Here is a 19,365-nt window from a genome sequence, read left to right as displayed (position 1 = left end):
TATCCCGTTTATATTTCGTTTACATTCATACGGTATCGTTTCATTAGCAGGAAGAAGCACGCGATTGATGTCGCCATATAAAATGCGGTGCAATTCCTGCCCGCGAGTAAGTAAAGAGGAATAGGAGATATAAAAGAGATGAAAACCAAACAAAGCAGTACGTCAGGTAAGCTGCGTCCGTTCTTTCAATTAATAAAGGAAACGAATCCCTCCAAGCTGATGCTGGGGACGGCGCTCTTCCTTAGCATTGCAACAACACTCGTGAGCCTGGCTATCCCGCTCTTCACCAAGGATCTGATCGATGGCTTTGCGCTCTCATCTGTCAGCAGTGGACAAATCGCTTTCTTGGCGGGAGCATTTATCGCGCAGGCGGTTTCCAGCGGACTCTCCATTTACATGCTAAACCACGTCGGACAGAGCATCGTCGCCGCACTCCGGGATCGACTCTGGAAAAAGCTGCTCGTCCTGCCTGTCCCGTATTACGATAACCATCGGACAGGGGAAACAATCAGCCGGATGACGAATGATACAGGCGTAGTCAAAGGTTTGATTACCGATCATCTGTCCAACTTTTTTACAGGAACCATTTCTATTATCGGTTCAATCGCTACTTTGCTTTACCTGGATTGGCAAATGACGTTGACCATGCTGGTTGCTGTACCCCTGGCGCTGCTGATTCTCGTACCGCTGGGCAGACAAATGTACAAAATATCCAAAGGACTGCAAGATGAAACGGCCAGCTTTACTACGATCATGACACAAGTATTGTCTGAAATACGTCTCGTAAAATCGTCGAACGCAGAACCGCACGAATATGCAAGTGGCAAGCAAGGCATCGACAAACTGTTTCGATTTGGAGTCAAGGAAGGCAGAGTTCAGGCCATGATCGGTCCGCTCATTTCCCTCGTCATTATGGTGCTGCTCGTCGTGGTTATGGGATACGGTGGCATGCGTGTATCATCTGGTGCTTTGACGGCTGGCGAGCTGGTCGCTTTTATCCTGTACCTCGTACAAATCATGATGCCACTTGGACAATTTACGCATTTCTTTACCCAGCTGCAAAAGGCGATGGGGGCAACAGAGCGAATGATTACTACGTTAGAAGCAACAGAGGAGGACCACACATCCGGTCAGAAGCTGGAAAATGCCAGCTTGCCTATCCAGGTTGAGAATGTGAGCTTTGCCTATGAAAATGGAGAAACGATTTTGGATGATGTCAGCTTTACCATTCAGGCAGGAAAAGTAAATGCGATTGTAGGACCTAGCGGAAGCGGAAAAACGACGCTTTTTTCCTTGATTGAACGCTACTACTTGCCGCAGCAAGGACAAATCAAGCTGGGCGATACATCGATAGAGGACTATACGCTGGCATCATGGAGAAGCAAAATCGGTTATGTGTCACAGGAAAGCCCATTGATTGCCGGAACGATCCGTGAAAATATTTGTTATGGTGTCTTTCGTGAAGTAAGTGAAGAGGAGCTGCGAAAAGCAGGAGAAATGGCTTATGCCGACGGGTTCATTTCCGAATTCCTGGATGGCTATGACACCGAGGTAGGAGAGCGAGGTGTCAAGCTCTCAGGAGGACAGAGACAACGAATTGGCATTGCCAGAGCGCTGCTTCGTGATCCGCAAATTCTCATGCTGGATGAGGCAACCTCCAGTTTGGACAGCAAATCGGAAATCATCGTGCAGCAGGCGCTTCAGAATTTAATGAAGGGACGCACGACACTCGTGATTGCCCATCGCTTGTCCACAGTCGTTGATGCGGACCAAATACTGTTCATGGAAAAAGGCCGAATTACTGGTAAGGGAACGCATGATGAGCTATTCGACAGTCATCCTATGTACAATGAATTTGCTACACAGCAATTACGCGTAAAAGAGAGGGTGTAACCATGACCAGACTGATGATAGTAGATGACGATCCGCATATTCGCGAGCTGGTCCATGTCTTTCTGGAGAGGGAGGGCTTTGAAGTCATCGAGGCGGGAGACGGAGAAGAAGCTCTTTCCTTGTTTGCTACCGCTCTGGCAGACCTCGTCATTCTGGATATCATGATGCCGAATATGGACGGATGGGAGCTGTGCCGGGAGTTGCGACGATTTTATCCCGATATCCCGCTGCTCATGTTGACTGCAAAAGGGGAGACCTCACAAAAAATCAAAGGCTTTGAGCTGGGAACCGATGACTACCTCGTCAAGCCGTTCGAGCCCGCTGAGCTGGTCGTTCGGGTAAAAGCGCTGCTGAAGCGTTATCGGATCGAGTCTTCCCATACCGTGCAGATTGGGCAGCTGCATTTGAACAAAAAAACGTTTGAAATGACCAAGGGAAGCAAACCGCTGACGATTCCGCTAAAAGAATTCGAGCTCCTGTTCAAACTAGGCAGCAACCCGGGCAAAACGATTACTCGCGAGCAGCTGATCGAGCAAATTTGGGGCTATGATTTTGAAGGGAATGAGCGGACCGTTGATGTTCATATTAATCGACTGCGCGAGAGGTTCCCACAGGAAGAATACAGCTTTTTGATTCGAACGGTTCGCGGATTGGGCTATCGACTGGAGCTGGACCAATGAGCAGAAACCCGGTTCACTCGTGGAAAGTGTTTTTTCTCAGGGTGCTTGGATTCATCGGTTTTATGCTGGTCATGGCACTATGCTGGTCACTTGCGTATTGGCTAACGAATTTCTTCTATAATAATGTCGATCTACATCTATCTGAATACTTCAAGGGAATCATAAACACGTTCCTTAGCTTTGTCTTGTTTTTCATGCTGGCGGTGATCATCAGATTCAGAAAGCCGAGACAATACGATTTTTTCGATGCTTTTCGCAATGCGATCAACCGGATCGCAAAGGGTGACTTTAAGGTAAATCTCGATTTTAAGCTGAATCGTGAATGGGGTGAACTCATCGATGGCTTCAATCACATGGCGGAGCAGCTGAACCAGATGGAGCAGATGAAGCAGGAGTTTATCTCGAACGTATCACATGAAATTCAGTCTCCACTGACCTCGATTAGCGGGTTTGCCCGCGCCTTGCACAATGAGCAGCTCACGCATCAGCAGCGTTTGCACTATTTGGAGATCATTGAAACAGAGAGCAAAAGACTCTCCAAGCTAAGTGACAATCTGCTGAGACTATCCTCCCTTGAAGCAGTGCAACAGCCGCTCGAACGTAAGAAATATCGCCTGGATTTGCAGATTCGGGGAATTATTTTGGCTTGTGAGCCGCAATGGCTGGAGCAAGAAATCGAGATGGATGTTGATTTGGAAAAGGCAGAAATAACAGCTGATGAAGATATGCTCAGTCAGGTATGGATGAATCTGATTAGCAACGCCATCAAATTTACTCCAGCAGGCGGGACAATCTCGGTTCAGCTGAATCGAGAAGAAAATGATCTGGTTGTCCATGTATCAGATACTGGGATCGGAATTACCGAGGAGGATCAGGGGAGAATATTCGAGCGATTCTTCAAAGCGGATAAATCACGCAACCGGGGCAAGGGTGGCAGCGGTCTTGGTCTTTCCATCGTTCAAAAGATTATCGACATGCATAAGGGCACGATTACAGTGAAAAGTCACTTTGGAGAAGGTACGACCTTTACTGTCCGATTGCCGATTGCAGCAGCGGATACAAAAAGTCCCCATTCGTAGAGGAAAGGGGACTTTTTGTACGTATTGGGATTAATAATTGCGATGCTTATTAAATCTGGAGCGCATGGCAAGGTACCTCAGCGGTCAGACGAAAGAATGAAAGAATACTTGATCGTTGCTATTGGTGGAGGGGAGGAAAGAGGAGAAAACGCTCTAGCTTCTAGGGATACTAGCTGGGAGTATCCGAGCCCGGCTCCGAGGAAAAAACGAAACCGCGTCCAAAGTGGATGTATCAAGGGGTCTCGCAGAGGTGGACGCTTAAAGGCGTGTTTCGTTTTTTCCTCTGCGCCTTGGTTGGTATCCCAAAGAGCTTTCGCTGTTTTTGAAGCGAACTGCTCGATTCCTATAGCTCTGAAAAATGCTCCGCTGTGCTCTCTAATCACAACCTCCACCTATGATTGAACAAGCTATGTCCTTTAACGCTTTGAATATCTGTACAGCTGGGAGAGGAAACAGGAGAAAATAGCGAAGGTCTTTGGGACTCCCACGGAAGCGGACAGTGCTCCCTCCCCGCTAGAGGCCCAAGTACCTGGAGCGTTTTCTCCTGTTTCCTCCCCACCACTGAAGCCACGAACAACAACAAAAAACAAAGACGCCTTTCAAGAATAAAGACGTCTTTGTTCATAGTAGCAACAGAGCGATTAAGCTCCAATATATTTCGCATGCAAGGTACGAGCCAGGCTGCTGTCGTCCGTTCCTTGGACGAGCACGCGTCCATCAGGGAAAACGACAAGCGTATATGGCTCGACCCGAAAGCGCAGCAAAAATTTATTGCGCTCGATCTGACCAAGCGGGGCCAGACGCTCTGCAAGCGCATCGAGATCGAGCGAGACCTTTGCAGAAGGAGAGATTTGCACCGTATCGCGTCCACACAGCGAAACAGCTTGTCCTTCCTGTGTATCCGGCTGTAAAAAGGCAAATTCGCGATGTCCACATGCTGGACAATCTGCACGGCGGCCATTTGCAACCTTGATTTGCTGATGGCGATTGTTCCAAATCTCAAAGTGCTCAAGGTTTGGATTGAGCGCGTCGGTTGCGCCTACCAGCAGCTTGAAAGCCTCGGTTGCCTGATAAGAAGCAACGATATGAATAATCGGACCGATGACACCGGCCGTATCACAGGTTGCCATTTCTCCCGGGTTCGGAGCCTCCGGAAACAGACAGCGCAGGCAAGGGGTTGTTCCCGGGCGAATCGCGGTAAAGGTGCCAGTCGCACTGACTGCCCCGCCGTACACCCAAGGAATGCCGTGCTTGACACAAACATCGTTGACAAGGTAGCGAACTTGAAAGTTATCGGTAGCATCGAGCACAAGATCGACGTCTGTCAAATATTGCTCCGCATTGTATGCAGTCAGATCGGCAACAATCGGCTCGATAGACACTTGCGAATTGATTTTACTCAGCTTGGCGTGGGCAGCAATCGCTTTTGGCAAATGCTCGGCTGCATCCGACTCATCGTAGAGCATTTGACGCTGCAAATTGCTTGGCTCTACAAAATCACGGTCAATCAGGCGGACAAAGCCGACTCCGGCACGGACCATATGATTGGACAAGACGGTTCCGAGTGCTCCCATCCCGACGATGGCGACACGGCTTTGCCCGAGCTTCTCCTGTCCACTTCGCCCGATCGGAGCAAACAAGATCTGGCGAGAATAGCGGGTATCCACGGGGTTATTCCACCTTTCCTTCCGTCATCTCCAAGGGGTTCCAGGGACCCTGCTGATGTCCCTTCCATTCGCTTCCATCTTCCCACATTTCTTTTTTCCAAATCGGCACGATCTGCTTCAAGCGCTCGATGGCATAGCGCCCAGCTTCAAAGGATTCATTGCGGTGTGCAGTCGCAACTGCGACAACCACAGCGATCTCTTCAACAGCCAAATCCCCGATCCGATGGTGCATGGCGACCTCGGCATCAGGCCAGCGCTCCTCGATCTCCGCTGCCACCTGCTTCATTTTTTCAACGGCCATTGGTTCGTACGCTTCGTAAGAGAGATAGACGGTCCGCTGACCATGAGTAAATTCACGTACGGTTCCAACAAAAGTGAGAATTGCTCCCGCATGCGGATTGCTGACCAGTCGAATCAGCTTGTCTGCATGAAGCGGCTCCCTTGTAATCGCAAAGCGAGGCTCTTCCTCACCGCCACTCACTGGAGGGAGCAGGGCGATTTCATCATCTGGCTGGATAACTCTATCTGGCGTAGCGTATTCATGATTAATCGAAACAAAGCAGCTGCCTAGCAGAGGGGAGAGGGCTGGGTATTGCTCCCCGACCAGCTGCAGGAGATCACGGACATTCGTATTTTCTGGCAGGGTCAATTGTATTTCTCGAACATTGGCTCGCTCGGCAAGGCCAGCAAACAACAAAATGGTAGTCGTCAAGGCAACTCCTCTTTTCCCGTTGAGATAACAGTTCTCTATGGCTAGAAGATATCACAATCCGCCACAGTTGCCAATGTTAGGGAGAGAACAAACCTGCTTCCCGCTTACGGAGCAAAGCCTTTTTGACTCACATACACTTCCTCCGCGTCGAAGACACGGAGAAGACGTTCATACACGAGCTGGTAGGCGGTCGGTTCATACCATTCAGGTTTACCCAGTGCTTCATAGAGTGAGGCAATCCCCAATTTTTTCGTTCGCTGGCCTCCACTGCCATCCCCCATATAAAAATCGTCAAGACAAACACGGTTAACCAGTGGGCGCAAGCGATGAGCAAATGCCTCACTGCTCGGCAAAACAGGAGCGATTGTGGCTTGTGTAGGGATTCCAGCCTCAGCTAAGAGCTGCAGGGTCTTGAGGCGAGCTTGTATTGGCGGAGCCTGGGGAGAAAAGTGCTTGCGTATGTCATCCAAATCAGTCTCTACGGTCATGCTGACACGCACGCGGTCTTGCAAAAGCTGGAGCAGATCAATATCACGCCGGACGAGTGGACTGCGGGTTTGCACCAGAAGAAAATCAGGCGGCTCCTCGGCCATGACCTTAAGCAGTGATCGAGTAACCTCTTCCTTTTGCTCGATTGGCTGATACGGATCAGTAGCAGAGGACATAAAAATAGTGACCTTGCCCTTGGCTTTTGCCCGCTGAAGCTCCTTGCGCAACAGCGTGGCGGCCTCCTGCTTGATATCGACCCATGTTCCCCAGGGCTGCTCGCGAAAAAGCGATACAGGCATTTGCCTGACATAACAGTAGGAACAGGCGAACGAGCATCCGGTATACGGATTTAGGGAGTGGGTGTAATCAGATAAAAATCCGCTTCCTTTATTAAGCAGTGTTTTCGGGTTCTTGTAAAAAAGCGCAGTCTTCACTCAAACTCTCCTTACTTGGCATCGTGAAAGATGATCCCCAGACTGTACCTGACTCCCGAGGTAATCGTACTTACCCCATGACGCAGTGTAGCGCGATAATAACCGCGTGATCCGGCAACAGGTCGATGGTTCGTCGGGAAAATAAGTCCTGCCCCTTGCTCTAGGGTAACGACATGCCCTCTGCTTTGCGCACGAGGGCGCTGCTCCATGAGCAAAAATTCACCGCCCGTGTAATCGACTTCCTTTTGACTCAGGACAAACACGACCTGAAAAGGAAAATACACATCGCCGTACAAATCCTGATGCAAGCAGTTGTATCCACCTGCTTCGTATTTGAGCAGCAAAGGAGTGGAGCGTGTTTGTCCCTCTTCATGACAGTGCTCCAAAAAGGCGGGCAGGGACGTCGGGTAGATCGCTTCCTGACCGAGCTGATCCAACCATCGGTTTGCGGCTTTGGCGAGTTCAGGATAGAAGCTTTCCCGCAGCTGCTGTAAAAAAGGGGGTAAGGGCGCCTGGTAGTATCGATACTGTCCAATCCCAAAACGGTACCGGGCCATATCAATCGTACTCCGAAAGAGCGAGTCATCGGTGTAGGTTGCGATCATTTCCGTACATTCATCAGGGGTTAATAGGGAGGGCAGCGCTGCAAAGCCCTGTTCGTCCAGCGTATGTTGCAGGTGCATCCAGTCAAGAGCAGCGATCCTCTCGGCAATCCGCTCAGGCATGCTGCATACTCCCTCTCGACTGCTTGCCCGCACCCTCCAGCTCAAGCAGTCTGGACTTCATCTCCAGTCCGCCTCGATAACCGGTGAGTGCACCATTTTTTCCGATGACACGATGACAAGGGACCGTGATTAATACAGGATTGGCTCCGATGGCAGTACCTACTGCCCGTACAGCTGCCGGTTTTTGGATTTGATGGGCGATCTCCGAGTACGATTTGGTTTCTCCATAAGGGATCTGGCAAAGGGCATCCCACACAGCCAGCTGAAAGGAAGTACCCTGGTAATCGAACGGAATGGTAAACTGCTGTCGTTTCGCTTGCATATATTCGATGATTTCTGCCGTATACGGTTTTAGTGCTGCAGCATCCTCTACAAGCGTGCTGCCTGGGAAGTGCTTGCTCGACCATTGATCCAGCTCTTCAAAAGGCTTGTGCAGCGACCCGACATAGCAAAGCCCTTTTTCCGTAGCGGCAAGATACAAACTCCACTCTCCATATACGAGCTTTGTCCAATATATTGTTTGCTTTTTATTTGTACGCATGTCAAATTCCTCCTCAATCAGCTAGCGTTATTCATTGTGTTCAACTTATGCACAGTATAGCGCTGATCATAGCTTGTTGTACGGATTTTGAAATGAAACAGCAAGATAACGAAATAGCGTCGTGAGCTGTTATGATAAAACATAGACAGGAATGACATGAGGGGGATAACGATGAAATCATACACACAAGATCAGGCGTGGGACTGCTCTTGGGAGGATCAGGAACAAGTGCTGACCTTGTCTTTGCCACAGGAGTTCAGCTTTTCACAAAATCTGGACTACCTAGCTGGAGCCCCCAATGAATGCTTGTTTCATATAAAAAACGGGAGAATTTACCGAGCCATTCCTGCTGGGGAAGAGCTATCGATTGTGGAAATCAGCGACGCTGGCAAAAATGACATGGCAGTTCGATTTTTGGGTGATACCGCGCCCAAGTCAAAAGAGGGACGAGCAGCAGTAGCACGCTATGTGCATGACTGGTTTGATCTGGGGACAGATTTGCGACCGTTTTACAAGCTCGCCAAAACAGATGTTCTCCTCCAAAGAGCGGTTGATTCGTTTTATGGGCTGCGCAATGTCGGGATTCCTGATTTATTCGAGGCGATTAGCTGGGGGATCATTGGGCAGCAGATTAATATGAGCTTTGCCTATACGTTGAAAAGACGCATGGTAGAGAGCTTTGGCACACCGGTAACCTGTGAGGGTGAAGTTTACTGGCTGTTTCCTGATCCTGAGCGTATCGCTGCCCTTCGCCCGGAGGAGTTGCAGGAGCTCAAAATGACAGCAAAAAAAAGCGAGTATCTCATTGATGTGGCGCGGTTAATTGTAGAAGGAAAACTGAGCAAAGAGCAATTACTCGCTGCTGGCACAGGGCGAGCAGCCGAAAAACAGCTTGTTCAGATCCGCGGGATTGGCCCCTGGACAGCCAATTATGTATTGATGCGCTGTTTGCGAATTCCATCGGCGTTTCCGATTGATGATGTCGGACTGCACAATGCGATCAAATATTTGTTAGGTACAGATGAAAAACCAACAAAAGAAGAATTGATCCGATTGTCTACAGGCTGGAATAACTGGGAATCTTATGCAACCTTTTACTTATGGAGATTTCTCTATTAAAAGAGGCACATCCTCCTCTATGTTCTCATTGCTTTTCGACAGCGGCGGGAGTAAGGTAAGGAGTAGATGAAAGAATGAGCGAGTGACATTTGGGCAGGGTCTTCTAGATGCCTGCTTGCATGGAGGACAGAGCATAGAAATGAGCGACCAATTAACGCATTTTAACGAACAAAACAGGGCGCGGATGGTGGATATCTCCGAGAAGGACGTAACGAAGCGTGAAGCCATTGCCTACAGTCAGATCATCATGAAGCCTGAAACACTTGCCCGTATTCGCGAGGGGCGTGTGGAAAAAGGAGATGTTTTGGCTGTAGCCCAGGTAGCAGGCGTGATGGCTGCGAAAAAGACGTGGGAAATCATTCCGATGTGTCACCCACTGCCACTGACAGGTATTGATATCCGTTTTTCGTTTGCCAATGAAACGATCCTTGAAGTTGAGGCAGCCGTAAAAACAACGGGAAAAACGGGTGTAGAGATGGAAGCCTTAACAGCTGTAAGTACGGCTGCCCTAACTGTTTACGACATGTGCAAAGCGATGGACAAAGAAATGGTAATTGGACCGACAAGCCTCCTCAAAAAGACAGGTGGAAAAAGCGGTGACTTCATACGAGGAGAGAAATAACTCATGAAAGAGAAATGGGAATCCTATCCGAGCAGCATTCGGCTATTGGCGATTGCTGCCGTCATTTTCTCTACTGGAATGGCATGTATTTGGCCGCTTGTAACGATCTATATTCACGAGTACTTAGGAAAGCCGCTTACTGTTGCCGGCTTTTTGTTGCTTTTAAATCAGGGAGCGTTTCTGGTTGGCAGCCTGGTTGGCGGGATGCTGTTTGACCGCTGGGGGAAAATGAGAACGATCCTGCTCTCCTCCGCAGGCATCATCATGATGTCGGTTTGCTTGGGCTTGACTCATGATTTTACCGTGTATACGATTTTGTTCTTATTAAATGGACTTTTTTACGGGACATTATCCCCGGTAATTAATGCGCTCGCTGTCGTCTTATGGCCAGAGGGAGGCCGCAAAGGAATCAACATGATTTACGTAGCGCTCAACGCGGGGGTAGCTGCCGGATCTGCTTTAGGCGGAGTTTTGGCGAGTGTGTCGTTTGCCTTGACCTTTTTTGGCAACGCCTTTGCCCAAATCATCGTTCTTGCCATGTTTGCCTTTATTTTGCCACGACATGTAAAAGCAATGGCAGAAAAAGCAAAGAGCGGGGGAGATCGCACGAAGACTGCTGGCGAGTCAGTAGGCAAAGCAGCTCCTGTCAAACCGGTGAAAAACGTTGCCTGGGGCGCGCTCGTCATGCTTTGTGCAGGGCTTTTGATTAGCTGGATTGTGTATGTCCAATGGACGACCGTCCTGTCCGCATACATGCAGTCACTAGGCATTTCCTTGCGTCAATACAGCCTCTTGTGGACGATTAACGGCGGTTTGATTTTGTTCGGTCAGCCGTTGATCGCATGGGTTATTCGACGATTTGCCCGTACGCTCAAGGCTCAAATGCTGCTTGGCTCGTATGTATTCGTTCTGTCGATGCTCATCTTGTCGCAAACGACATCGTATGCAGGATTTGTAGCTGCGATGTTCGTCATGACGCTGGGAGAAATGCTCGTATGGCCGGCAGTTCCAACCGTAGCTGCCGAGTTTACACCAGAAGGGCGGGAAGGCTTCATCCAAGGCCTCGTCTCTGGAACCGGGTCAGCAGGGCGGATGCTCGGCCCACTCCTCGGTGCCTTCATCTTTCAAAACTTCCAGGCACAAGGACTGCTCTACATCATGGCTGGTTTGGCGCTGTTATCCGTCATATTCTTTGCTTTCCACAGTTCATTCCAAAAACGAAGCCACCAAGTTCCCGTGCAAACGGCAGAAAAAATGTAGCACTCAGCAATGTACCTGACGAAAAGACGCCCAGTGCGTCTTTTTCTGTTTAAAAAACAGGGGAAAACCACCCCAGCTGTCGTGAGGAAAATGGAGAAAATGAGAGGATCTTTGGGATACATCCCAAGCGGAGCGAAAAAAGCGAAACACGCCCTTAAGCGTCCACCTCTGAGACGCCTCATGAACCCGCCACTTTGGACGCGGTTTCGCTTTTTTCACGGAGCTGAGCAGTATCGCCCCCAGCAAGTATCCCAAGAATCCGGAGCATTTTCTCCGTTTTCCTCCCCACTACCACAGCCGGAAAAGTGCTTTTCCCCAGCGTCCCAGGTAGTCTTGACACAAAACACCCGCTCAAGTAATATAAAATTGCTAAAAACATTATATTCCGTGTGCTTTACTTATAAAGAGAGGTGGAGGGACTGGCCCTATGAAGCCCGGCAGCGGATCTGTTCTGACAGATGCTGTGCCAATTCCAGCAGGATAATTTCCTGACAGATAAGGACGTGACGAAGCTGATCTACCCCTTTTTCTGTACAGAATAAGGGGTTTTTTGCAGTATGGAATCAGAAAGGAACTGAAGAACGATGCGCATTCAACCCTCCGACATGATTGATCGCCTGCCGACCCAGTTTTTTGCTACCCTCGTGGCCAAAGTAAACAAGGTAATCGCTGCTGGTCATGATGTCATCAATTTAGGTCAGGGGAACCCTGACTTGCCCACGCCGCCCCATATTATAGAAGAATTGCAGGCCCAAGCAGCACAGCCTTTGCACCACAAGTATCCGCCATTTTCCGGACGAGTGGAACTGAAGCAGGCCGTGGCTCACTGGTACAAGCAAGAGTTTGACGTCGATCTCGATCCAGAAGAAGAGGTCGCGATTTTGTTCGGCAGCAAAACTGGGCTTGTTGAGATTTGCCAGGTGCTGATGAACAAAGGGGACGTAGCTCTGGTACCAGATCCGGGTTATCCTGATTATTGGTCAGGTGTAGCGGTAGTAGATGGGCGAATGGTCATGATGCCGCTCAAAGCGGAGAATCAATTTCTTCCGGATTACAGCCAGCTATCCCATGCGGATTTGGAGCGGGCCAAGCTGATGTTTCTGAACTACCCGAACAATCCGACTGCGGTGAATGCGCCGTTAGAATTTTATGAAGAAACGGTTCGTTTTGCTCGTAAAAACGAAATCGTTGTGTGCCACGATTTTGCGTATGGAGCGATCAGCTTTGACGGGAAAAAGCCGGTCAGCTTCATGCAGGTTCCGGGGGCAAAAGAAGTGGGCGTGGAGTTTTATACACTGTCTAAAACATACAACATGGCAGGCTGGCGCGTAGGCGCGATGGTTGGAAATCGTGAGCTCGTTCGTCTGATCAATTTGATACAGGACCATTATTTCGTAAGCTTGTTCGGAGCTGTTCAGATGGCTGCAGCGCGTGCCATGACAGGCTCGCAGCAGTGTGTACGCGATCTGGTAGCGGTCTACGAGGGACGTCGCGACGCGCTGTACTCCAATTTGCATCGAATTGGCTGGCAGGCACAGCCGTCACAGGGTTCGTTTTTTGCATGGCTGCCGATTCCTAGTGGCTTTACTTCCATTCAGTTTTCTGATTTGCTGCTGGAAAAAGCGCATGTGGTGGTTGCACCAGGTGATGGCTTTGGTCCTACGGGAGAGGGCTATGTTCGAGCAGCGCTGCTATCGGATGAACAACGATTGGCAGAAGCCGTGAATCGCATCGAAAAGTTAGGCTTGTTCACCCCAAAAATATAGGTGTTTGCAATGGATCGGACCACATATGCTGGTAAGCAGCAGGTGTGGTCTTTTTTCATGCAAGCAAAAAAGCAAAATCGGGCAAAATAGTGATGATAGAAAAGTGCAGGGGTCATTCTCAATAAAAATCATTCTCATTGTTGACAGATAATGATTTTCATTATACGATGTTAATGATAATTAGTCTCAGCGACTGAGTCGTCATTTATGCAAAGCAGGAGGGTAACATGCGCTATCAGATTAACGGTTACACGGATATGTATACGGTGATCGCCAACGAGCGTAAGGTAGGCGGAGCCATTGAAGCAGGCCAGGTACGGCTGCGTACAGGTGAAGTTTTTGCCAATGCTGTTCTCACTCGTATGGAAATGTCAGGTGCGCATTTTTGCTCGATCGGTTTTGTGACGGAAGAAGGACAGCGACTCATTGTTCACGTCAACGATATCAGCATGATTGCGGATGCCCGCCACGTCAATGTATGTGAGCTGACCAATGAATGTATGCGAGCTGAAAAAGCAGCAGATCGCCTAAAGCGCTTGAAGCGACTGTGTGAGTTGAATGAAGGCAGCTGCACACCGACTTTTCAGGAAGAAGCTTTGCTACTCGCGGAGGACATCGGTGTAGAAGAAGCATTGCGACACGTCGATTTGTCATTCCTGCCACAAGTAGAAAAAGCGCGTGTGTTCCGTATCGCGTAGCTTTCATGGTATACATATAAGACCCCTTTTTCCACTGGAGAAAGGGGTTTTTTGCATGCAAAAAAAAGAGAGGTCAACAGACACCACCTGTTGAGCGAACAATCGCTCGACATAGTCAAAACCTATCTCCCCATAGCTAGCGAGGATTGGACATTGTTCACTGACAGTGATAAAACAAGAATAAGCAAAATCAAGGGGGAACGGAACATGGAGTACAAATTTTCAAAATCGGTAGAAGCATTATCTTCTTCGGCGGTCCGGGAAATCTTGAAGCTGACCCAAGGCAATCAAGTGCTTTCACTGGCTGGAGGCTTACCAGCTGAAGATTCTTTTCCCATCGCAGAAATGCGTGAAGCCTTTGTCCGATCGTTTGATCTCGGAGCAAAAGCTCTTCAATATGGCTTAACAGACGGATATCTTCCGCTTCGCGAGTGGGTTGCCTCTCGTATGAAGCAAAAACATATGAATGTTGGCGTGGACAATATGCTGCTGACTACCGGCTCCCAGCAGGCCGTCGACTTGCTCTGTCAAGTCTATTTGGACGAAGGCGACGTCGTGCTGGTAGAAAATCCCACATACCTGGCTGCGGTCCAATTGTTCCAATTTCGTGGGATTCGTGCCATTCCGGTGGATGGTGATGAAGAGGGCATGGATTTAGAAGATCTGGCCCGAAAAATCGCACAGTATCGCCCGAAAATGGCTTACGTGATTCCAACCTTTGCAAACCCTACAGGCAAGGTCTGGAGCTTGGAGCGCCGCCTTGGGTTGCTTCGTCAATGTAAGGAAAATGATATTTTGATTTTGGAAGACGATCCATATGGTGAAATCCAGTTTGACGGACAAGAGCCGTATCGTTCGATTTTCTCTCTCGACGAGCATCCGGAAGATTCTTGCGTCGTTTACACCAGTACCTTCTCCAAGATCGTAGCACCTGGCTTGCGTACGGGATGGGCGATTGGGGACAAGCGTGTAATCCAGATGATGGTAAAAGCGAAGCAAGCAGTTGATTTGCAATCCAGTACGATCGACCAAATCGCGCTGCATCAATTGCTGGACAACTTTGACCTCGAGAGCCATATCGAGAAAATCCGAGCCTCCTACAAAGCACGGATGGAATGGATGAATGAGCTGATGCTCGCTCAAAACTGGAATGGCGTGAAGTGGGAAAAACCACGTGGAGGTATGTTCCTGTGGGTCACCCTGCCTGAGCACATCGATTCAGAAAAGCTGCTAGCTGCTTCTGTAAAGGAAGGCGTGGCATTCGTGCCGGGCAAACCTTTTTATGCAGCTGAAGCGCAGTCGAATACAATGCGCTTGAATTACACACTGCTGGATCGTGACGATACACAGATGGCAATTTCCAGACTGAGCGCAGCTTTAGAAAAGTACAACCAGAGCCAAGCCGTTCAACAGTAATTCTTCAACCGAATAGACAAAAGAGAAGGCAGCCCTATGTTGGCTGTCTTTTTTTGCAGTTTTTACCTCGCTATCCATCAAAGAATAAAGGCAGGAAGTTCGTGCAAGGCTATTCTCAAAAGAAAGGATCAGGACGAATGGATAAAGCGAGGAAGGGGGAGACGATGTGGATCGAAAATGGGGAATCAGAAGTGGGGGCAGGACTGGGCAGCATACAGATGATATGGGCCCGATTCATGATCAATTGAGCTGGCTGAAAGAACGGCTGGCCAATTGCTCGGATTTAGTCATTCATACGTTTGAATCGCGATTTCATCAAAAGTGTGCACTAGTTTACGTGGCGGGGTTGACCGATCAAAAAAACATTCAGGAGGAAGTGCTGCGGGCGATTTTTTCATTGGATGCGAGCACTGACGAAGAATTTCGTGTCTCCATTTTTGAGCGTAAGCAGCTGCCCGTTTCAAACTATGAAGTGATTCCACTTGAGGCTGGGCCAAATGCCGTAGTCGAAGGTCGGGTTCTCTTTGTCATAGAGGATGAGCAGAGGGCAATCCGATTTAAGCTGCCATTTGTCAAAGGAAGAGCCATTGATGAGCCAACAAGTGAAGCAACGGTTCGAGGGCCCAGAGAAGCCTTTATCGAAAGTGCTGACGACAACTTGTCACTCATTCGAAAACGGCTGAAGTCACCGGATTTCAAGACGGAAACCATGCATATTGGCACCTATACACAAACGAAAGTGATGATGCTTCATATCCAAGGACTTTGTGACAATGAGCTGATTGAAAAGGTTCGAACCGTTTTGTCGCAAATCAAGATAGACGGAGTGCTGGGCAGCAGCTATTTAGAGGAGCATCTGGACAGTTCTCCCTTTTCGCCTTTTCCGCAGGTGCAATACACGGAACGACCTGACGTCGTCACTGCTGCACTGCTCGAAGGACGACTGGCTGTCATTGTCGATGGCTCGCCGATGGTTTTGATTGTTCCTGTTACGCTGTTCATGCTGCTCCAATCCGCAGAGGATTACTACCAGAGGTATGTGGCGGGGACCTGGATACGCTGGATTCGCTATTTGTTCGTCTTTATCTCGCTGCTCCTTCCGTCCTTTTACATCGCAATCACGACGTTTCATCCCGAAATGATACCTTCCAAACTATTGATTACGATTACCGCATCACGCGAAGTTGTGCCGTTTCCTGCCCTAGTTGAAGCATTCATCATGGAAATATCCTTTGAGGCATTGAGAGAAGCTGCTGTACGAATTCCCAAGTCGATTGGACAGGCTGTATCGATTATTGGGGCGTTGATCATCGGGACAGCAGCAGTGCAGGCTGGAATCGTCTCTGCGGCAATGGTCATCATCGTTTCCTTTACAGGGATTGCTTCGTTCATTATTCCACATTTTGATCTGGGTCTTGCTGTTCGATTTCTCCGGTTTCCGATCATGATTCTGGCTGGGATATTCGGTCTGTTCGGGATTGCATGTGGGTTACTTTTGCTCTACATCCATCTCATCAATTTACGCTCAATGGGAACTCCTTATTTGACACCTGTTACACCATTCGTTGTCAGTGATCTGAAAGACACGCTTATTCGCGCACCGTGGTGGTTCATGCGGAAAAGACCGTATCATGAGAAGCTAAACAAGTGGAGGCAGCCAAAACCAAAGTCCAGCAAACCGGGAGAGGAAGATGAGGAGATGGGAGATTGAGAGCGAATCCGCCATTGCAAAAGCTGATCATCTTTATTGCGATGCTCCCCCTGCTGCTGACAACGGGCTGCTGGTCTTCTGTAGAATTAAACAACAGAAGCTTTGCCCGCATGCTTTTGGTAGATAAGGCCGAGTCTGGTGTTGAATTGACGCTTGCTTTTCCTCTGCCGAATCGGTTGATTCCGGGGCAAGCGGGAACAGGTGGCACGCAAACCGGCAAGCCATATACGTATGTGACCAAGACGGGTCAAGACATCGGAGAAGCCTATCGCTCTATCCAATCTGATCTTTCTCGAAAAATTACATTTGGACAAACCAGTGTAGTGGTCATTGGTCATGAACTGGCCAAAGAAGGGATTACCCCTATTTTGGAGTTTATTGCACGTGAACCGAGGTTTCATATCAATGCCGATCTGTTTGTGACAGAGGGAAGAGTTCTGGACTTAACTATGGTTCCCATCGTATTTGAACGATTCCCGGCTGATATTCTGATTTCTTACGGGAGAGAGCATGTGACGGTAAATACAACGACAACAGATTGCTTGATCACGACGTATCGTGGGGGAGACATGATCCTGCCCTTGTTAAAGATCGAGGCCAAGAATATGCCAGGTGAAAAGCCAGAAGTAGTCCAATGGTTAGGAACAGATGGGGCAGCTATTTTCAGAGAAGGAAAGCTCCAGAAGAAGCTCTCCACAGATGAGATGAGAGGGGCTCTGTGGATATTGGGACAGCTGAAGGATGCCGAGATTTCCGTTCGCTCTTCCACGGATGGAAAAAGTGTGAACTACATGATCAACAAAGCCCGCACGCAAATCAAGCCATCTATTTCGGGTGATCAGGTCACGATATTGATCAAGACAAAAGCAGAGGCTTCGCTTATTTCATCAGATTCCAATGTGAATTTGCAAGATCCGCTCCAGCGTAAAAAACTCGAGAGGGGAATTGAACTTCTGGTCGAGGAGAGAATGAACGGAGCGATTGATAAGGCGAGGAGGGCGGGAGCTGATGTATTTTCATTTGGCCAGTATGTCGATTGGCATTATCCAAAAGAATGGAATACCCTTGCCACGCGATGGAGAGAACTATACAGCCGTCAGATAAAAATCATTACGGAAGCAGATATTACGATAAAACGGATAGGAAGTGTCAAAGAGCCGACGAAAATTCGGAAGACGTCACATCCGGAGGGAAAAAAATGATCATCATCGCGATTATTTATGCATGTTTATTATTTTTTGAATGGCGATATCTATACTGTAAAAACCGGACTGTACGGACCTATCGCATTGTATTTGCTTTTGTGATCTTTACGTTCCTGAGCATGGAAGCCTTGTATTTCTTCAGAGATCAATTTATGCTCGCGGATGTCATCGAAATGGTATTTGATCCAATGGAAAAGTTCATCGTGTGGAGTAATGAAAAGAATGAATGATAAGTACGAGAAGGTCACCCCAACCCAACTGTACATGCTCTTCTCGCAATATCTTTTTACAACCATTCTCAGTTTTCGACAAGGCGCGTTGGTGGGTGAAGCCAAGTTTGGCGTGTGGGTTTCCTTACTGATCGGTTCATTGTGCGGCTTGCTCTTTCCTTACTTTTCGTATCGCTTGGCGAAGAGGCGACCAACAAGATTCTTTAGTCATTATGGAAAAGAAATCGTGGGCAGCTGGCTTCATTATCCGTTGGTTTTGATCATGATTTTCTCTTATTTGTTCTCAGCTGCTTTTGTCTTGAGGGAAATGCAGGATTTTTTGGTTGAAGTTTTTTTGCCAGATACACCTGATTGGGCTGTAACCTTCATTTTCTGTATTTGTGTTGCCTACGCTGTGCGTTCAGGGGTTCAGACCATTTTTCGATGCGCACAGGGGATCTTTTTCCTGACGATGATTGGGATGCTGCTCATTCCTATGTTTGTCATGGGAGAAATGAACAAGGACATGAGCGTTGCCTTTTTCAACCATTTTAATTGGGAGGGCATTGGCAGTGCCAGTTATTTGGTTGCGTCCTTGTACGGACAAATGAGCTTTATCCTATTTCTTTTTCCTTTTTTCTCCAATCAGCAAAAAACGATGAAGTCGTTAGTATGGGCGACTGTTACTTCCCTTTTCATTATTTTCTCGAATCTGATACCCACGATCTTGATCTTTGGTCCTGACCTGACAAGCAATTTGATCTACCCCGAGCTAGAACTGATCCGCTATATACGAGCCGGATATTTTTTGGAAAACCTGGACCCGGTGCTGATCGCGATTTGGTTGACCAGCCTCTTTATTAAAATCAGTCTGTTCCTGTATGTTGCAGTCCTCATCCTTACCCATAGTTTTTCTCTCCAGGATCACAAGCCGTTATCTTTATCGATGACAGTATTGATGGCAGGGATATCCATTTTTATGGTAAGGACAGGAGCAGACCTGGCGCGTTTAATGGGGCATGGTGAAGTGATGTTTTTGATCGTGACAGAGGCAATTCCGATTCTTTATTTGGTTGTGGATTGGATTCGATCACGTTTGGGAAAAAGCTCAAATGAAAAAGCAAAGGCGTAACCAATGT

Annotated in this window: 18 protein-coding genes and 1 riboswitch; of the genes, 13 read left to right on the top strand and 5 right to left on the bottom strand. The window is 48.4% G+C overall.

Features of this window, described 5'->3' with window-relative positions:
* Positions 1-138: 138 nt before the first annotated feature.
* Genes ADS79_RS31905 through ADS79_RS31895 form a run of 3 tightly spaced genes read left to right on the top strand, consistent with a single transcriptional unit; the run spans position 139 to position 3,652 of the window.
* Positions 139-1,893, top strand: coding sequence for an ABC transporter ATP-binding protein (locus tag ADS79_RS31905; protein ID WP_049742522.1), 1,755 nt, complete (start codon positions 139-141; stop codon positions 1,891-1,893).
* Positions 1,894-1,895: 2 nt separating this feature from the next.
* A complete protein-coding gene (locus ADS79_RS31900; protein WP_049742521.1) occupies positions 1,896-2,573 on the top strand; it encodes a response regulator transcription factor in 678 nt (225 codons plus the stop codon).
* Positions 2,570-3,652 (top strand): HAMP domain-containing sensor histidine kinase, encoded by a 1,083-nt coding sequence (locus tag ADS79_RS31895; protein WP_049742520.1) that lies wholly within the window; start codon positions 2,570-2,572, stop codon positions 3,650-3,652. The genes ADS79_RS31900 and ADS79_RS31895 overlap by 4 nt, the downstream gene beginning before the upstream one ends.
* A gap of 641 nt (positions 3,653-4,293) precedes the next feature.
* On the opposite strand, the gene ADS79_RS31885 is transcribed toward ADS79_RS31895, so the two are convergent.
* The 5 genes from ADS79_RS31885 to ADS79_RS31865 all read right to left on the bottom strand — a co-directional run bounded on the left by ADS79_RS31885 (position 4,294) and on the right by ADS79_RS31865 (position 8,220).
* On the bottom strand, positions 4,294-5,319 hold the full coding sequence (locus ADS79_RS31885; RefSeq protein ID WP_049742518.1) for a ThiF family adenylyltransferase: 1,026 nt from the start codon (positions 5,317-5,319) through the stop codon (positions 4,294-4,296).
* Between the two features lie 4 nt (positions 5,320-5,323).
* On the bottom strand, positions 5,324-6,031 hold the full coding sequence (locus ADS79_RS31880; RefSeq protein ID WP_049742517.1) for a molybdenum cofactor biosynthesis protein: 708 nt from the start codon (positions 6,029-6,031) through the stop codon (positions 5,324-5,326).
* A 104-nt stretch (positions 6,032-6,135) separates the two neighbouring features.
* On the bottom strand, positions 6,136-6,954 hold the full coding sequence (locus ADS79_RS31875; protein WP_049742516.1) for an SPL family radical SAM protein: 819 nt from the start codon (positions 6,952-6,954) through the stop codon (positions 6,136-6,138).
* A gap of 11 nt (positions 6,955-6,965) precedes the next feature.
* Positions 6,966-7,679, bottom strand: a complete 714-nt coding sequence (locus ADS79_RS31870; protein ID WP_049742515.1) for a 2OG-Fe(II) oxygenase — start codon at positions 7,677-7,679, stop codon at positions 6,966-6,968.
* Positions 7,672-8,220, bottom strand: coding sequence for a methylated-DNA--[protein]-cysteine S-methyltransferase (locus ADS79_RS31865; protein WP_049742514.1), 549 nt, complete (start codon positions 8,218-8,220; stop codon positions 7,672-7,674). Before ADS79_RS31865 ends, ADS79_RS31870 begins: the two co-directional genes overlap by 8 nt.
* A 171-nt stretch (positions 8,221-8,391) precedes the next feature.
* Here ADS79_RS31865 and ADS79_RS31860 point away from each other — a divergent pair, with 171 nt between their 5' ends.
* The 10 genes from ADS79_RS31860 (at position 8,392) to ADS79_RS31815 (ending at position 19,358) form a co-directional block, all read left to right on the top strand.
* Positions 8,392-9,339: a DNA-3-methyladenine glycosylase family protein gene (locus tag ADS79_RS31860; RefSeq protein WP_049742513.1), complete on the top strand. Its 948-nt coding sequence runs from the start codon at positions 8,392-8,394 to the stop codon at positions 9,337-9,339.
* 139 nt (positions 9,340-9,478) lie between these two features.
* Positions 9,479-9,961 (top strand): cyclic pyranopterin monophosphate synthase MoaC, encoded by a 483-nt coding sequence (gene moaC, locus ADS79_RS31855; RefSeq protein WP_049742512.1) that lies wholly within the window; start codon positions 9,479-9,481, stop codon positions 9,959-9,961.
* Between the two features lie 3 nt (positions 9,962-9,964).
* A complete protein-coding gene (locus tag ADS79_RS31850) occupies positions 9,965-11,221 on the top strand; it encodes an MFS transporter (protein ID WP_049742511.1) in 1,257 nt (418 codons plus the stop codon).
* A 395-nt stretch (positions 11,222-11,616) separates the two neighbouring features.
* Positions 11,617-11,723, top strand: a riboswitch (SAM riboswitch).
* An 82-nt stretch (positions 11,724-11,805) separates the two neighbouring features.
* Entirely contained in the window at positions 11,806-12,987 is a 1,182-nt protein-coding gene (locus ADS79_RS31845) for a pyridoxal phosphate-dependent aminotransferase (RefSeq protein WP_049742510.1), read from the top strand.
* Positions 12,988-13,214: 227 nt separating this feature from the next.
* On the top strand, positions 13,215-13,685 hold the full coding sequence (locus tag ADS79_RS31840; protein ID WP_049742509.1) for a hypothetical protein: 471 nt from the start codon (positions 13,215-13,217) through the stop codon (positions 13,683-13,685).
* A gap of 207 nt (positions 13,686-13,892) precedes the next feature.
* Positions 13,893-15,101, top strand: a complete 1,209-nt coding sequence (locus ADS79_RS31835) for an aminotransferase-like domain-containing protein (RefSeq protein ID WP_049742508.1) — start codon at positions 13,893-13,895, stop codon at positions 15,099-15,101.
* Positions 15,102-15,267: 166 nt separating this feature from the next.
* Positions 15,268-16,812, top strand: a complete 1,545-nt coding sequence (locus ADS79_RS31830; protein WP_049742507.1) for a spore germination protein — start codon at positions 15,268-15,270, stop codon at positions 16,810-16,812.
* The gene (locus ADS79_RS31825) at positions 16,809-18,014 is read left to right on the top strand and encodes a Ger(x)C family spore germination protein (RefSeq protein ID WP_049742506.1); all 1,206 of its coding nucleotides are present in this window, start codon (positions 16,809-16,811) and stop codon (positions 18,012-18,014) included. Before ADS79_RS31830 ends, ADS79_RS31825 begins: the two co-directional genes overlap by 4 nt.
* Entirely contained in the window at positions 18,011-18,247 is a 237-nt protein-coding gene (locus ADS79_RS35420) for a hypothetical protein (protein WP_049742505.1), read from the top strand. The genes ADS79_RS31825 and ADS79_RS35420 overlap by 4 nt, the downstream gene beginning before the upstream one ends.
* Complete coding sequence (locus tag ADS79_RS31815) at positions 18,240-19,358, top strand: GerAB/ArcD/ProY family transporter (protein ID WP_049742504.1); 1,119 nt, start codon at positions 18,240-18,242, stop codon at positions 19,356-19,358. Before ADS79_RS35420 ends, ADS79_RS31815 begins: the two co-directional genes overlap by 8 nt.
* Positions 19,359-19,365: the final 7 nt, after the last annotated feature.

It is taken from the genome of Brevibacillus reuszeri (assembly GCF_001187725.1).
Taxonomy (GTDB): Bacteria; Bacillota; Bacilli; order Brevibacillales; family Brevibacillaceae; genus Brevibacillus; species Brevibacillus reuszeri.
Note: the sequence above shows the minus strand (reverse complement) of the source record. Positions and strands in the feature narration are given on the sequence as shown.

Coding starts and splice junctions, on each gene's coding strand:
- ADS79_RS31850 (WP_049742511.1), top strand. CDS start 9,965: ATGAAAGAGAAATGGGAATCCTATCCGAGCAGCATTCGGCTATTGGCG.
- ADS79_RS31900 (WP_049742521.1), top strand. CDS start 1,896: ATGACCAGACTGATGATAGTAGATGACGATCCGCATATTCGCGAGCTG.
- ADS79_RS31860 (WP_049742513.1), top strand. CDS start 8,392: ATGAAATCATACACACAAGATCAGGCGTGGGACTGCTCTTGGGAGGAT.
- ADS79_RS35420 (WP_049742505.1), top strand. CDS start 18,011: ATGATCATCATCGCGATTATTTATGCATGTTTATTATTTTTTGAATGG.
- ADS79_RS31845 (WP_049742510.1), top strand. CDS start 11,806: ATGCGCATTCAACCCTCCGACATGATTGATCGCCTGCCGACCCAGTTT.
- ADS79_RS31895 (WP_049742520.1), top strand. CDS start 2,570: ATGAGCAGAAACCCGGTTCACTCGTGGAAAGTGTTTTTTCTCAGGGTG.
- moaC (WP_049742512.1), top strand. CDS start 9,479: ATGAGCGACCAATTAACGCATTTTAACGAACAAAACAGGGCGCGGATG.
- ADS79_RS31840 (WP_049742509.1), top strand. CDS start 13,215: ATGCGCTATCAGATTAACGGTTACACGGATATGTATACGGTGATCGCC.
- ADS79_RS31905 (WP_049742522.1), top strand. CDS start 139: ATGAAAACCAAACAAAGCAGTACGTCAGGTAAGCTGCGTCCGTTCTTT.
- ADS79_RS31815 (WP_049742504.1), top strand. CDS start 18,240: ATGAATGATAAGTACGAGAAGGTCACCCCAACCCAACTGTACATGCTC.
- ADS79_RS31865 (WP_049742514.1), bottom strand. CDS start 8,220: ATGCGTACAAATAAAAAGCAAACAATATATTGGACAAAGCTCGTATAT.
- ADS79_RS31835 (WP_049742508.1), top strand. CDS start 13,893: ATGGAGTACAAATTTTCAAAATCGGTAGAAGCATTATCTTCTTCGGCG.
- ADS79_RS31870 (WP_049742515.1), bottom strand. CDS start 7,679: ATGCCTGAGCGGATTGCCGAGAGGATCGCTGCTCTTGACTGGATGCAC.